Annotated in this window: 12 protein-coding genes; 8 read left to right on the top strand and 4 right to left on the bottom strand. The window is 56.3% G+C overall.

Translation table 11 applies throughout. The annotated features are described in order from the left end of the window. Nucleotides 1-72 precede the first annotated feature (72 nt). From ABJT94_RS15225 to araD1, 8 genes are all read left to right on the top strand, one after another. Entirely contained in the window at nt 73-792 is a 720-nt protein-coding gene (locus ABJT94_RS15225) for a FadR/GntR family transcriptional regulator (RefSeq protein WP_348477721.1), read from the top strand. A 318-nt stretch (nt 793-1110) separates the two neighbouring features. Then, a complete protein-coding gene (locus ABJT94_RS15220; RefSeq protein ID WP_348477722.1) occupies nt 1111-2394 on the top strand; it encodes an ABC transporter substrate-binding protein in 1284 nt (427 codons plus the stop codon). Nucleotides 2395-2486: 92 nt separating this feature from the next. Continuing rightward, complete coding sequence (locus tag ABJT94_RS15215) at nt 2487-3422, top strand: sugar ABC transporter permease (RefSeq protein WP_348477723.1); 936 nt, start codon at nt 2487-2489, stop codon at nt 3420-3422. Nucleotide 3423: 1 nt separating this feature from the next. After that, nucleotides 3424-4272, top strand: coding sequence for a carbohydrate ABC transporter permease (locus ABJT94_RS15210; RefSeq protein ID WP_348477724.1), 849 nt, complete (start codon nt 3424-3426; stop codon nt 4270-4272). Between the two features lie 23 nt (nt 4273-4295). Continuing rightward, on the top strand, nt 4296-4919 hold the full coding sequence (locus ABJT94_RS15205; protein WP_348477725.1) for a DUF624 domain-containing protein: 624 nt from the start codon (nt 4296-4298) through the stop codon (nt 4917-4919). A 106-nt stretch (nt 4920-5025) separates the two neighbouring features. Then, nucleotides 5026-6534, top strand: a complete 1509-nt coding sequence (locus ABJT94_RS15200; RefSeq protein ID WP_348477726.1) for an alpha-N-arabinofuranosidase — start codon at nt 5026-5028, stop codon at nt 6532-6534. A 20-nt stretch (nt 6535-6554) separates the two neighbouring features. Next, a complete protein-coding gene (locus tag ABJT94_RS15195) occupies nt 6555-7511 on the top strand; it encodes a family 43 glycosylhydrolase (protein ID WP_348477727.1) in 957 nt (318 codons plus the stop codon). 248 nt (nt 7512-7759) lie between these two features. Further along, a complete protein-coding gene (araD1, locus tag ABJT94_RS15190; RefSeq protein WP_348477728.1) occupies nt 7760-8755 on the top strand; it encodes an AraD1 family protein in 996 nt (331 codons plus the stop codon). A gap of 142 nt (nt 8756-8897) precedes the next feature. Here araD1 and ABJT94_RS15185 read toward each other — a convergent pair whose 3' ends face one another. The 4 genes from ABJT94_RS15185 to ABJT94_RS15170 form a co-directional block, all read right to left on the bottom strand. Beyond that, nucleotides 8898-9794: an SMP-30/gluconolactonase/LRE family protein gene (locus ABJT94_RS15185; protein ID WP_348477729.1), complete on the bottom strand. Its 897-nt coding sequence runs from the start codon at nt 9792-9794 to the stop codon at nt 8898-8900. Nucleotides 9795-9806: 12 nt separating this feature from the next. Further along, entirely contained in the window at nt 9807-11399 is a 1593-nt protein-coding gene (locus tag ABJT94_RS15180; RefSeq protein WP_348477730.1) for an aldehyde dehydrogenase (NADP(+)), read from the bottom strand. Between the two features lie 61 nt (nt 11400-11460). Further along, nucleotides 11461-12231 carry an SDR family oxidoreductase gene (locus ABJT94_RS15175; RefSeq protein ID WP_348477731.1) on the bottom strand — a complete coding sequence of 257 codons (771 nt, stop codon included), beginning with the start codon at nt 12229-12231 and terminating at the stop codon, nt 11461-11463. Between the two features lie 21 nt (nt 12232-12252). Beyond that, complete coding sequence (locus ABJT94_RS15170) at nt 12253-14016, bottom strand: IlvD/Edd family dehydratase (RefSeq protein ID WP_348477732.1); 1764 nt, start codon at nt 14014-14016, stop codon at nt 12253-12255. Nucleotides 14017-14039: the final 23 nt, after the last annotated feature.

Below are 14039 nucleotides of genomic sequence, written 5' to 3'. Positions count from 1 at the left end.
TGGTTGGGCTTTGATGCCCGTTCACCGATGATCGACCCGGTAACCGAGCTGGGCTAGAGAAGAGTTTAGTGCATGGCCGTTCTAGAGCGAAATCTTAGTCTTTCCCAACGCATGACCCAGGAATTGGGCCGGTCGATTGTCTGCGGCGAGTTTAACGCCAATGAAAGCCTGCCCAGCGAAGCGGTGCTGTGTGAAAGCTTTGGTGTCAGCCGGACTGCGGTGCGTGAAGCGGTTAAAATGCTGTCGGCCAAGGGGCTTATCTCCAGTCGACAGCGACAGGGCATTCGCATCCTTCCGGAAGAGGAATGGAACATTCTGGATTCCGATCTGCTGCGCTGGTCGCTTGAAAGTAATCCGTCTATGCGAGTGCTGAAAGAATTTTTGCAAATGCGCATAGCCATTGAGCCAGCCGCTGCAGCGCTGGCGGCCCAAAACGCTCGCCCGGAACGACTCGCGGCGATCCGTGAAGCACTGGAGCGGATGGACCAGGCTAAATCCGGCAGCCCGGAGCAGGCACTTGAAGCCGATATCGATTTTCACATCAGTATTCTTTATGCCAGCGAAAACCGGTTTTTCATTCGCATGCGTGATTTCACCCGCACGGCACTGAACGTCAGTATCCGCCACACCAACGTGATCAAGAGCAACCCGCGCGGCGTAGTGCAGGATCACTCATTGGTCTATGACGCCATCGCCGCTGGCGATGCAGAGTTGGCCAAGCAACGCATGCATCTGCTGATCGACGAAGCTCTTACCTTTATTGAGCAGGAGCTGGAGAAGTCGGTTAACTGACATCCCCGGTAACCAGACCTGCGCTGACTGAAGCGTAAAGGCGTTCAGTTCTCCGTCGCCATCCATCCTTTTCCTGTCTTTCCAACATGTGCACCGTGCCGATGCTCGCCTAGCAGCGGCCGGTCCCGCCTGCCTGCCTTCCTGTGTGATGTCTGAATACCCGGAAGTTCAGCCCGTTTTTATCCAATCGAGAATAGTTGACAGCTAGTTGGAGACTGTCTAGTCTCTAAATATCCTATCTTAATATTATAGGACAAATAAAATGGCTTGAGAGTTCAACTCTCCGATTTCCACAATAACAAGACAGGAAGCCTGACCATGAACAAGTCCATTCTGGCCTTTGCCGCCAGTGCTGTGGCACTAACAGCGCCACAAATCGTGATGGCAGAAAGCGACCCGACAACTCTGACTTTCTGGACCTTCCAGCAAGCTCACGCCACCTTCTTTGAAGACGCCACCGAGCGTTGGAACGAAGCGAACCCCAACCGCGCCATCGACATGAACGCCGAGGTTTACCCATACGATCAGATGCACAGCAATTTGTTGCTGGCACTGCAATCGGGCCGGGGTGCGCCAGATTTGGCTGATATCGAGATTCGTCAGATCTCCAACTACCTACAGGGCGATGTCCCGCTGGTGCCACTGAACGATGTGGTTGAGCCCGTGCTCGACGACATGGTCAAGTCCCGGTTCGATATCTATTCGAAAGACGGCAGCTACTACGGTGTGGACTACCACGTCGGCGCGTCGGTCATGTATTACAACGAAGAGATCATGGACCAGGCGGGTGTCGACATCGACAGCATTGAAACCTGGGATGATTACGCCGCAGCCGGAGAGCAGGTCGTTGAAAACACCGACGCCGTCATGACAACCTTTGAGTCGGGCGACATCTTCAGCTTCTGGATCATGATCAGTCAGCAGGGTTCCGACATTTTCGGTGAAGACGGCAGTGTCACCCTCGATAACCAGACCAACATCGACACGCTGCAATTTATGCAGGACATGATCTACGAGCAGGAAATCGCCGTTCCCGCTCCCGGTGGCGATCATCACTCAGAAGAGTTCTTTGGCTATATGAACAACGGCGGTGCCGCCTCAGTGATGATGCCGATGTGGTACATGGGTCGCTTCCTCGACAACATGCCGGATCTTGATGGCAAAATGCAGATTCGTCCGTTGCCGCGCTGGGAAGAGGGCGGTAACCGCTCTGCTGGCATGGGGGGAACCGGTACTGTGGTCACCAACCAGTCTGTCGATGAGCAGCTGTCGAAAGACTTCCTGGCGTTTGCCAAACTGACCGAAGAAGCCAATATCCGGTTGTGGACCGTGCTTGGCTTCGATCCGTTGCGCCACGATGTTTGGGACTCCGAAGCGGTACAGGCCGACAACGCCTACTACCAATATTTCCATGACGACATCTTCGACATTCTGCTCGATATTCGTGATGAGATTTCAGGGGTTAACATCACCGAGCTGACACCAACAGCACAGCAGGTTATTGAAACCAACACGCTCTATTCCACGCTGAGATCAGATAGCATGTCGGCCGAAGAGGCGCTGACGCAAGCCGCTGACGAAATTCGCAACCGGATGCGTTAATCACTGTCATGTGTGTTTGATAAAAGCTCCGGGCAGGTACTCTTGGTACCCGCCTGGAGGTATTTTTGGCTTCAGGTGTGGAGAACTGTCCCATGACCCTCTTTTCCCAAACCGGGCAGGCTAAGCGCGAGCCGCAAACCAAGGTTCGTTACAGTTTTCTCTATTCCCGGAAAATTGCGCCCTACTTGTTTATATCGCCCTTCATTATTTCGATTTTGATCCTGTATCTGTATCCCTTCATCAGCGCCGTAAAAATGAGTTTCGAGCGCGTCTTGCCGGGGCAGGTATTTTTTGTCGGGCTCGACAATTACGAGCGTGTCTTCAACCCGGTCTTCTTCCGGGCACTGCAGAATACCTCTGTCTACGTGTTACTGACCGTGGTTATTTTGACTGTCATTCCCCTGATTCTCGCACTGATGCTCAACCATCGACTGACCCGGTTCAGCAACTTTTTCCGCGCGGCCATCTTCATTCCGGCACTGACGTCCGTCGTGGTTGCTGGTACAGTGTTCCGACTGATCTTCGGTGAATCCGACCAGGCTCTGGCGAATCAATTCCTGTCGCTGTTCGGAGCATCAGCGCTCGACTGGCGATATGGCAGTGCCACTGCCATGTTCTTGATGGTTGCCATGGCGTCCTGGCGCTGGATGGGTGTAAACATCATCTATTTTCTGGCTGCCCTGCAAACCGTTAACAAAGACCTGGAGGAAGCCTCGCAAATGGACGGTGCCAATGCCTGGCAGCGCTTCCGGTACGTCACCTTGCCCGCCATCAAACCAATCATCGTTTTCCTGGTGACCATTTCCATCATCAATGGCTTCCGTATGTTCGAGGAAAGTTATGTGCTGTGGGAAACCAGTTCGCCCGGTTACATCGGCCTGACCGTCGTGCGCTACATCTACCAGCAGGGTATTCGCAACAATGACATGGGCTTCGGTGCCGCCGTCGGGATCATCTTGCTGCTGATTATCTTCATCGTCAGCATGATCCAGCTGTATGCCACCGGCGCTTTCAAGAGAGAAGACTGAGATGGTTGATCACAGACACGAAAAACTGATTTCGCTGAGCATGCTTGCGGTACTGAGTATCTTCGCATTCCTGGCCTTGTTCCCTGTGCTGTCGTTGCTCGTTGCCTCGCTGAGCCCGGCCACCGACCTGATGCGTCACGGCTTGTCCCCAGAACTGTTCTTTTCCAAGTTCGACTTCCAGAACTATGTGGCCATCTTCACCACCGAAGCCGGCGACCGGTACTGGGACTGGTACCTCAACAGCGTGATCGTCTCCTCGATACTCATCGCCCTGTCCCTGCTGTTTTCCTCCATGGTCGGTTATGCACTGGCCATGTATGAATTCCCCGGTAAGCGGATTATTTTCATATTGGTACTGCTGGTGATGATGATCCCGTTTGAAATCATGATGCTGCCGTTGTTCCAGCTCGTCATCACTCTTGGGCTGGTCGATACCTACTTCGGTACCGTGTTGCCCTTGCTGGTCGCACCGGTCGCGGTGTTCTTCTTCCGGCAATATTCGCTGGGCCTGCCCAGAGAGGTAATGGAAGCGGCGCGGGTCGATGGCTGCACCGAATTCGGCATCTTCTTTCGGATCATGGTGCCGCTGATGCTGCCCTCGTTCGCCGCCATGGCGATCTTCCAGGGGCTGATCAGCTGGAACAACTTTCTCTGGCCATTGCTGGTGCTGCGCTCCAACGACATGTTCACCTTGCCGATTGGTCTCGCCACACTGCTGACGCCTTATGGCAACAACTACCAGATCCTGTTTGCCGGAGCCCTGCTCAGCATCGTGCCCATCGTCATCCTGTTCCTGTGCTTCCAGCGATTCTTCATTGCCGGTCTTACGTCAGGCAGCGTAAAAGGCTGATTCAACAGCGAGGAGGTCACCCAATGAACCTGATGGAAAGAACCGACGGAGCACTGAGAACTGTCACCCGCTTTGCAGGTCTTAACCTGACCTGGCTGCTGTTCGTCGTACTTGGTCTTGGTGTGATGGGGCTATTCCCGGCAACGGCTGCCCTGTTTCACAGAGCCCGGCTTTGGGTACTGGGCGAATATGATGAGCCGATGCTGAAAGACTTCTGGTATCAGTACAAGCGTCGTTTTCTCTCCGCCAATCTCGCGGGCTGGTCATTCAGCGTCATCGGCGTATTGCTGTATCTGAACTTCGAAGTCATCCGTGCCTCAGAGGGGTCCGTGCCGTTGTACATGGTGCTGCCATTCATCGCACTGACAACACTCTTTGTGCTGCTTGTGAGTGCCATCCTGCCAGTATCACTGCATTGCGCCGAAGGCTCCCGCGATGCACTGAAAAAGACACTGTTTTTCGTACTCGGAAGACTGCCCGTTGCACTGCTGTTTCCTGCCGTTATTTGGGCGGTGGTCTGGCTATGCCTGGTGCTGCCCGCTTTCTTTCTGTTTTTTAGCGGTAGCGTATCGGCTTATGCGTTGATGTGGTTGTTTGTTCGGTCGTTCGAAAAGCTAAGTGCCACTCAACCACTGACACAGGGTTAACAATGATTCTGGCGGAGAGACCGCAATAGGCTAACACCAGCACCTGTCGCGGGTTAAAACCGCCATTTCCCAAGAAACCGGAATTCAAATTAACTAGAGGCTCAGTATGAATAGAGCAAGAATGGTTCTGGATAAGGACCACAAAATCGCCGAAGTTGACCCGCGCCTGTATGGTTCTTTTATTGAGCATCTGGGTCGCGCCGTTTACGGTGGTATTTATGAGCCCGGCCATCCGGAAGCTGACGAACAAGGCTTTCGCAAGGATACCTTGAAACTGGTTCGCGACCTGAATGTCCCTATCGTTCGCTACCCAGGCGGCAACATGGTGTCCGCCTACAACTGGGAAGACGGTGTAGGCCCGCTTGAAGACCGGCCACGCCGACTTGAACTGGCCTGGCGCACTATCGAAACCAATCAGATAGGCACCAACGAATTCGCCGACTGGGCACGCAAGGCTGGCAGCGAAGTGATGATGGCCGTCAACCTTGGCACGCGCGGCATCGATGCCGCCCGCAATCTACTGGAGTACTGCAACCACCCGGGCGGTACCTACTGGAGCGACTTACGCCGGGAACACGGTTATGCCGAACCGCACGCCATCAAGACCTGGTGTCTGGGTAACGAAATGGATGGCCCTTGGCAGGTCGGCCAGAAAACTCCGCACGAATACGGCCGAATCGCCAAAGAAACTGCCAAAGCCATGCGCCTGGTTGACCCGACCATTGAGCTGGTGGCTTGTGGCAGCTCCAACTCCAGCATGGCTACCTTTCCTGAATGGGAATCGGTGACTCTGGATCATACATACGACGAAGTGGACTATTTGTCGCTGCATCAATATTTCGGCAATTACGATAACGACTCGCAAAATTACCTGGCTTATACCATGGAACTCGACCGGTTTATCAAAACCGTGCTCGCTACCTGCGACTATATAAAAGCCAAAAAGCGCAGTCAGAAAACCATGATGCTCAGCTTCGACGAATGGAACGTTTGGTACCACTCCAAACAGGCCGACCAGAAAATGGACCCCTGGACGATAGCGCCACCGCTGCTCGAAGATCACTATAACTTCGAAGACGCGCTGTTGGTTGGTGGCATTCTGATCACCTTCTTAAAGCATGCCGATCGTGTGCGCATGGCCTGCATGGCACAACTGGTCAACGTCATCGCGCCAATCATGACCGAGAACGCCGGAGCGGCCTGGAAGCAAACCATCTACTACCCCTATCAGGACGTCTCCGTTCACGGCCGGGGTATGTCGCTCCAGCCACTAATCTCCTCACCCAAAATGGATACGCGTGAGTTCAACGACGTACCTTGGCTGGAAAGCGCCGCCGTGCATGACGAGGCCTCAGGCCGACTGACAGTATTCGCCCTCAATAGGCACCTGCGCGAATCGCTGACCATGGAGTTGCAACTGCACGGTTTCGAAGGTTACCAACTGGTTGAGCACAGCGTGCTCGAAAACGACGACCTAAAAGCCGTCAACACTGCTACCGCACAGCAGGTTCGCCCGCACAGCAACGGCCGTTCCAACTTCAGCGAAGGCACTCTGCAAGCACAACTCAATAAAGCCTCCTGGAACGTGTTGCGACTTGAACGCCGCCCGGCCTGACCCGGCATTAAGGAATTACGATGAGAACCAACCACTACCTAAACCCCGTCATTCCTCAGCGCGCTGACCCTTGGGTGCTGAGCCACTGTGACGGCTATTACTACTTTACCGGCTCGGTGCCCGAGTACGACCGCATCGAACTGAGACGCGCGCGCACCCTTCAGGAACTGGGCGACGCCGAACCGGTCGCCGTCTGGCACAAATATGAAACCGGACCACTCAGCGCGAACATCTGGGCGCCCGAGCTGCATTACATCGACGGCGTCTGGGTCATCTATTTCGCCGCCGCGCGCACCACCGAAACCGACAACGGCCTGTTCGACCACCGCATGTACGCACTCGTGTGCAAAGACGACAACCCCCTGACCGGTGACTGGGAAGAAAAAGGCCAGGTGTGCAGCAACTGGGAAAGCTTCTGCCTCGACGCCACCCAGTTCGAACACCAGGGCAAACACTATTATGTCTGGGCGCAACGCGACCCGGCGATCGAGGGTAATTCCAACCTCTACATCGCACCGCTGACCAACCCCTGGACCCTGGGCCAACCACAAGTGATGCTTTCAAAACCGGAATTCGACTGGGAAACCATCGGCTTTCTGGTTAACGAAGGTGCTGCCGTTATCCACCGTCATGGCCGGATTTTCATGACCTACTCCGCCAGCGCCACCGACCACAACTATTGCATGGGTCTGCTCTATGCCGACGAAAATGCAGACCTGCTCGACCCTGCCTCCTGGCACAAATCACCCAAGCCGGTTTTCCAGACCAGCGAAGCAAACGGCCAATATGGCCCGGGCCATAACAGCTTTACCGTCAGTGAAGATGGCCAGCAGGACGTGTTGATTTACCACGCCCGAAATTACAAAGAGATCGACGGCGACCCTCTCTATGACCCGAACCGGCATACCCGGGCTCAGGTGATTGATTGGGATAAAAATGGCTTTCCAGTGTTTGGAGAGCCAGTGCCGGATAGTTAATTGCAGTAAATGCCTAGCGGCCAGTGATGGCAATGTTGCTTCGGGGGAATCCGAGGCATGGACTAAAACGCCGGGAGCGTTTTAGCACGAGCGCAGTGAACCCGAAGGGTGAATCCCAGGGATGGGATTCATATCCCGAGGCTTAGCCCCCATGGATGGGTTTACGGCGACCCCGAAGTAACATTGACGGCATTGGCTGCGGGTTAAGCCACAGAATAAAACTAAAATACCGTAATAAGGTAACTAAGATGAGATTGATCCAGTTTTTGACTTCCGATAACAAGCCCGCCCTCGGTCGGGTACTTTCCGAATCTGAAATCCAGGTAGTGGGCACCGTGGGCACGCTGTATGCATTGGCGCAGCGCGCACTGGCAGAGTCTACCCAGCTGACCGAGCTGGTTGAGCAACTGGCCACAGATGAACGGGTTGACTACGACCAGTTGGAAAACGAACAACGGTTGCTCGCGCCCTTTGCCCATCCGGACCCCGCGCACTTGTTCGTCACGGGTACGGGCCTGACCCACCTGGGCAGCGCCGACACCCGAGCCAACATGCACGCCAAAACCAGCGGCAAGGCCGAGTCTGAACTGACGGACAGTATGAAAATGTTTCAGCAAGGCGTTCAGGGCGGCAAACCGGGAGGCGGAAGAGTCGGTGCCCAGCCCGAATGGTTCTACAAAGGGAATGGCAGCATCGTTGCCGCACCAGGCAAGGCCCTGCAGTCACCGGACTTTGGGCTCGATGCCGGCGAAGAACCGGAAATCGCCGGTTGCTACATCAACGATGAAAAAGGCCAGCCGTGGCGCATTGGCTTTGCACTCGGCAATGAATTTTCCGACCACAAAACCGAACGTCAAAACTATTTGTTGTTGGCGCACTCGAAACTCAGACCCTGCTCCGTTGGCCCGGAAATCCTGATTGGGGATTTGCCCGCCGAAGTGCGTGGGCAGTCACGCATCGTTCGTAACGGCGAGGTGATTTGGGAAAAGCCTTTCCTGAGTGGCGAAAGTAACATGAGCCACAGCCTTGCCAACCTGGAACACCACCACTTCAAATACAGCCTGTTTCGTCAGCCGGGTGATGCCCATGTGCATTTCTATGGCACGGCCACATTAAGCTTTGCAGATGGCATTGAAACCCGTGAGGGCGACGTATTCGAAATATCGGCTGAAGGGTTTGGCCGGGCGCTGCGCAACCCCATCGCCATTGCCGAGCCGGCAGGTGGGCCCGTGAACGTATTATAAGGCAAAAAAAAGCCCCCGATTTCGGGGGCGAATGTCGAGGCAGACACTAACTGATTGATAGGTGATCCTGCTAATAACTCAGGTCCACGCCAGACGTCTTTTATTGAACCCAAGGCGGTCCAACGCCATCTGGCAACTATCGTTATTTCGGTATTCGCGCTTCATCGGGCGTGCATTCCGCCAAGCCGCGATAAGGTGTTGCATACGCCAGCACATGCCCGGCCATGGGTTCATCCTTACGTTGTTGTTCGGTCATGCCTTCCGTCGCGGAGGTCACAAACAGAACATCCAGGTTGGGTCCACCAAGAGCGACACAGGTCGGTTGTGACACCGGTAAATCGTGCAAGGCAGTTAGCGCCCCTCCGGGACTGAAGCGTGCCACGCCACTGCCACCAAAAAGTGCGCACAGCAAATGACCGTCTGAGTCGATTGCAGCGCCGTCCGGCTTGCCGCGCGGTACCTCGGCAAACACCCTTGCGCCACCGGGTTCCCCGCGTTCCGGGTCAAAGTCGAAGGTTCGAATCTGACCGGTTGGGGTATCGGCGTTGTACATGCGTTTGCCATCCGGGCTCCAGCAGAGCGCATTGGGGATGGTCAGGTCGTGCAACACAGAATGCACACCGGTTTCGTCCAGCCGGTACAAGGTACCGGTTGGGGCTCGGTCACCGTGATCCTGCATGGTGCCCGACCAAAAACGGCCCTGCCGGTCGACTCGGCCATCGTTAAACCGGTTACTCGGTTTGCCGGTTTCCGGTTGGGCGATCCAGCTCAGGTCGCCGGTTTCGGGCTGATACAGTGCAAAGCCGGAGGCAAAACTGGCCAGCAATCGAACCGGCTCGGCTGAAAGGATGCCAAAGGCCGTCAGCCGGTCCGGTGTTGGCCAGTGTTGCAGCGACCGGCTTTGCCAGTCGAAACGGTAGAGCCGGCTGTTGTGAATGTCGGTCCACCACAGGCTGTTGCTTTGGGCGTGCCATTGCACGCCCTCACCCAGGGTGTTGGCAACATCAATCGAGAACAGAAACTCAAGCGAATCTGTCATATTGGTTGCCTCCTAGATCTGGCCGTCCTGCCATTCACCGTTGACCAGGCGTTTCAGCCCCCAGGGGTTGTCGTTACGCAGTGCGGGCGGCAACAGGTCTTGCGGACTGTTCTGATAGCAGACAGGACGAATAAAGCGGTCGATGGCGGCGGTACCGACTGACGTAAAACGGCTGTCGGTTGCGGCTGGGAAAGGGCCGCCATGCATCATGGCATCGGTCACTTCCACACCGGTCGGAAAGTTGTTGAACACGACCCGGCCAACTCGCTGTTCCAGCAATCGGACCAGTTCTTTAGCATCGGCCAGTTCCGCTTCGGTGCCGTGCAGTGTTCCGGTCAGCTGTCCGGACAGGCTACTGATGACCTGGCTGAGTTCGTCGGTGTCGCGGCATTCAACCACCAGAGAGCAGGGGCCGAACACTTCTTCCTGCAAGGCCGGGTTGGTGATGAAATCCTCGGCATTGACCGCGTACAGATAAGCCCGGCCACAAAATCCGGCGTCAGTTTCCTGCGCTTTACCGGTAGAGACCTGACGTACGCCGGGTTGGTCGGACAAATGAGCGGCACCCGAGGCATACCCTTCGGCGACGGCCTGGTTCAGCATCACGCCGGCCGGTTTGTCGGCCAGTGCTGCGCCGGTTGCTTCCATAAAGGTGTTCAGTTCAGGGCCCTTGAGGCCGAGAACCAGTCCAGGGTTAACGCAGAACTGGCCAGTGCCAAGCGTCAGTGAACCGACAAACCCTTCAGCGATCGCGGCGGCCGATGTTTTGAGTACCTCGGGCAAAACCACGAGCGGGTTGATACTGCCCATCTCCCCGAAAAACGGAATCGGGTCCGGGCGATTGCTGGCCAGTTTATACAGTGCCATGCCACCACGGGTCGAGCCGGTAAAGCCGACGGCTTTTACTTCGGGTGCGGTCACCAGGTTGACGCCGATTTCATTGCGATTGCCGGCCAGAAAGCTGATGACACCGGCTGGCATATTGCATTGCTTAGCAGCACGGGCGAGTGCCTGGGCGACCAGTTCCCCACTACCCGGGTGCGAGTTGTGGCTTTTCACAATCACCGGGCAACCCGCCGCCAGTGCCGACGCGGTGTCGCCGCCAGCGGCCGAGAAGGCCAGAGGGAAGTTGGATGAACCGAACACGACAACCGGACCTATTGGGTGCTTGCAAAACCTAATGTCGGGACGCGGCATGGGCTGGCGGTCGGGTAGGGCGATGTCGATACGGGCATCCAGGTAATCGCCTTTAACAAGGTGTTTGGCGAACATCCGTAACTGGCCGCAGGTGCGGCCGCGTTCGCCTTCGGCGCGGGCACGGGGGTAGCCGGTTTCAGCGGATACGCGGTCGAGCAGTTCATCGCCCAGCGCCATAATTTCATCGGCGCAGGTTTCCAGAAAGCGGCTGCGGTCCTGTGGGCTGATGGCCGCGAATATTGGCGCCGCTGCGGCGGCTGCCGCAGTAGCTGCTCTGAGTTGTTCTTCGCTGGCGAAGCTGAGTTCCGGTGCGAGTTTTTCACCCGTGGCCGGGTTAATGGCTTGGTAGCTTCCACTGTCTCCGGTGTGCCATTCTCCGCCGATCAGTTGCTTGCCTGTAACGCTCATGCGAATCACCTTTTAATCTTGTGTTGAATGTCTGGGTGGCTGAAAGAACCTCTAAAAACTTTTAAATCCAGCCGCCATCTACGATGAAGTCCTGTGCTGTGCACATGTAACTGTCGTCTGAGGCCAGAAACAGGGCCATGGCGCAAATATGCTCTGGCATCAGCGACCCCTTAATGCACTGGCTCTGGTCGATTACCTTTTTGGTGTCATCATTGACCCAATTGTTGAGCTGGCGTTCGGTCATTACCCAGCCCGGGGTCAGGGTGTTTACCCGAATCCGGTCTGGGCCCATGTCGCGTGCCAGGCCCCGGGTGAGGCCCAATACGGCGGCCTTGGAGGTGGTGTAGCCGGTCATGTTGCCCTGGCATTCATGCCAGCTCATGGAACCGAAATTGATGATGGAACCGCCGCCCAATCCTTTCATGTGGTCATACACGGCCTGAGCTGCAAAAAACTGCGGTCGCAAATTGATGTTGATGCGTTCGTTCCAGTAGTCGGGTGTGACATCGCGAAAGTCGTGCCGGGTATCCTGAGCGGCATTGTTGACCAACACGCCAATGGGGCCGAACCGGTCGCGCACTTCGCTGATGATCGCCCGCAGGCGCTCGACATCGACCAGGTCGCAGGGGTAGAAGTGGGCGCTTTCGCGACCAAGCCCGCCGTTAACCCGGTCGGCCAGCTCGCGGGATTCCTCCTCCAGAATATCGACAAACACCACCGTCGCTTCCTGGTGGCAAAAGGCTTCAACGAGGCTGGCGCCAATGCCGGAACCACCGCCGGTAATGAAGACCACCTTGCCCGTCAGGCTGGGGTATGTATTGCTCAGGTTCATAGTGTCTCCCGTTAAACCGGATCAGTGTGAGTGGCGCGGTACGGCGGCGCCGCGACAGCCCACCAGAAAATCGAAGTCGCAGCCTTCGTCGGCTTGCAATACCCGGTCGCGATACAGTTCCTGATAGCCGCCGGTACGGGCGATTACCTGGTCTGATTTCAGGGCGGCCAACCGGCTGTTTAGCTCGGCATCGGATACTTCCAGTTCGAGCACGCCGTTTTCGGCATCGAGCCGGATCATGTCGCCATCCTGTACCGCCGCCAGTGGACCCATATCCATGGCTTCGGGTGCAACGTGCAGCACCACGGTACCAAAGGCGGTGCCGCTCATGCGCGCATCGGAAATGCGCACCATGTCGGTGATGCCTTTTTTCAGCAACTTAGGGGGCAGCCCCATATTGCCGACTTCCGCCATGCCCGGGTAGCCTTTTGGCCCGCAGTTTTTCAGAACCATGACGCAGGTTTCATCGATGTCCAGATCCGGATCGTCGATGCGCGCCTTGTAGTGGTCGATGTTCTCAAACACCACGGCCCGGCCACGATGGTTCATCAGCGCCGGTGTTGCGGCCGATGGTTTGAGCACAGCACCGCGTGGCGCCAGATTGCCCCGCAACACGCAGATGCCGCCATTGCTGACCAGAGGTCTGTGGTACGGCAGTATCACTTCGTCGTTATGGCAGGGGGCATCGCGGTTGTTTTCCCACAGCGTTTTGCCATTCACGGTCAGGGCATCCCGGTTCAGCAGATCGTGTTCGCCGAGTTGACGCAATACCGCGGGCAGGCCACCGGCGTAATAGAATTCTTCCATGAGGTACTGACCGGAAGGTTGCAAGTTGACCATGGTCGGTACACCCCGGCCATGATTCCAGTCTTCCAGACTCAGATCCACACCGATGCGACCGGCAATGGCCTTGAGGTGAATGACCGCATTGGTGGAGCCGCCTATGGCCGCGTTGGTGCGAATGGCGTTAATGAAGGCATTCCGGGTCAAAACTTTCGACAGCCGCAGGTCTTCATGCACCATCTCCACGGCGCGCATGCCAGACATGTGTGCCAGCACATAGCGGCGCGAATCCACAGCGGGAATAGCAGCGTTGTGCGGCAGGCTGGTACCCAATGATTCCGCCATACAGGCCATCGTAGAGGCGGTACCCATGGTGTTGCAGGTACCGGCTGAACGGGACATCCCGGCTTCGGCATCGAGAAATTCATGCAGACTGATCTTGCCAGCCTTGTACTCTTCATGCAGGCGCCAGACCAGCGTGCCGGAGCCCACGTCTTTGCCCTGGTGTTTGCCGTTCAGCATCGGGCCGCCGGTGACCACGATGGTTGGCAGGTCGCAACTGGCGGCGCCCATCAACAGCGCTGGCGTGGTTTTGTCACAGCCGACCAGCAGTACGACGCCATCGATTGGGTTGCCGCGAATCGCTTCTTCAGTGTCCATCGACGCCAGGTTACGGGTCAGCATCGCTGTAGGGCGCAGGTTGGATTCGCCATTGGAGAATACCGGGAACTCGACCGGAATGCCGCCCGCCTCACGGATGCCGTTTTTAACGCGCTCGGCGATGGTGCGAAAATGGGCGTTGCAGGGTGTCAACTCCGACCAGGTGTTGCAGATGCCAATGACCGGCTTGCCTTCAAAGTGGTGGTCGGGAATGCCCTGGTTTTTCATCCAGCTGCGGTACATGAAGCCGTTCTTGTCGCGTGTTCCGAACCACTCTGCAGAGCGCAGCCGGGTTCCGCCCGTATCGCTGTTTTTCTTGTCATTATCGTTACGACGAGTCATCAGGAAACCTTATTTGTAATACA

This window comes from Saccharospirillum sp. (assembly GCF_039982735.1).
Classification (GTDB): domain Bacteria; phylum Pseudomonadota; class Gammaproteobacteria; order Pseudomonadales; family Natronospirillaceae; genus Saccharospirillum.
The sequence above is the reverse complement of the archived record's forward strand: the minus strand, read 5'-3'. Positions and strand labels throughout refer to the sequence as shown.

Bases quoted from the DNA above. Each gene is read 5' to 3' on its own strand.
- ABJT94_RS15225 (WP_348477721.1), top strand. From the start codon at position 73: ATGGCCGTTCTAGAGCGAAATCTTAGTCTTTCCCAACGCATGACCCAG.
- ABJT94_RS15220 (WP_348477722.1), top strand. From the start codon at position 1,111: ATGAACAAGTCCATTCTGGCCTTTGCCGCCAGTGCTGTGGCACTAACA.
- ABJT94_RS15215 (WP_348477723.1), top strand. From the start codon at position 2,487: ATGACCCTCTTTTCCCAAACCGGGCAGGCTAAGCGCGAGCCGCAAACC.
- ABJT94_RS15210 (WP_348477724.1), top strand. From the start codon at position 3,424: ATGGTTGATCACAGACACGAAAAACTGATTTCGCTGAGCATGCTTGCG.
- ABJT94_RS15205 (WP_348477725.1), top strand. From the start codon at position 4,296: ATGAACCTGATGGAAAGAACCGACGGAGCACTGAGAACTGTCACCCGC.
- ABJT94_RS15200 (WP_348477726.1), top strand. From the start codon at position 5,026: ATGAATAGAGCAAGAATGGTTCTGGATAAGGACCACAAAATCGCCGAA.
- ABJT94_RS15195 (WP_348477727.1), top strand. From the start codon at position 6,555: ATGAGAACCAACCACTACCTAAACCCCGTCATTCCTCAGCGCGCTGAC.
- araD1 (WP_348477728.1), top strand. From the start codon at position 7,760: ATGAGATTGATCCAGTTTTTGACTTCCGATAACAAGCCCGCCCTCGGT.
- ABJT94_RS15185 (WP_348477729.1), bottom strand. From the start codon at position 9,794: ATGACAGATTCGCTTGAGTTTCTGTTCTCGATTGATGTTGCCAACACC.
- ABJT94_RS15180 (WP_348477730.1), bottom strand. From the start codon at position 11,399: ATGAGCGTTACAGGCAAGCAACTGATCGGCGGAGAATGGCACACCGGA.
- ABJT94_RS15175 (WP_348477731.1), bottom strand. From the start codon at position 12,231: ATGAACCTGAGCAATACATACCCCAGCCTGACGGGCAAGGTGGTCTTC.
- ABJT94_RS15170 (WP_348477732.1), bottom strand. From the start codon at position 14,016: ATGACTCGTCGTAACGATAATGACAAGAAAAACAGCGATACGGGCGGA.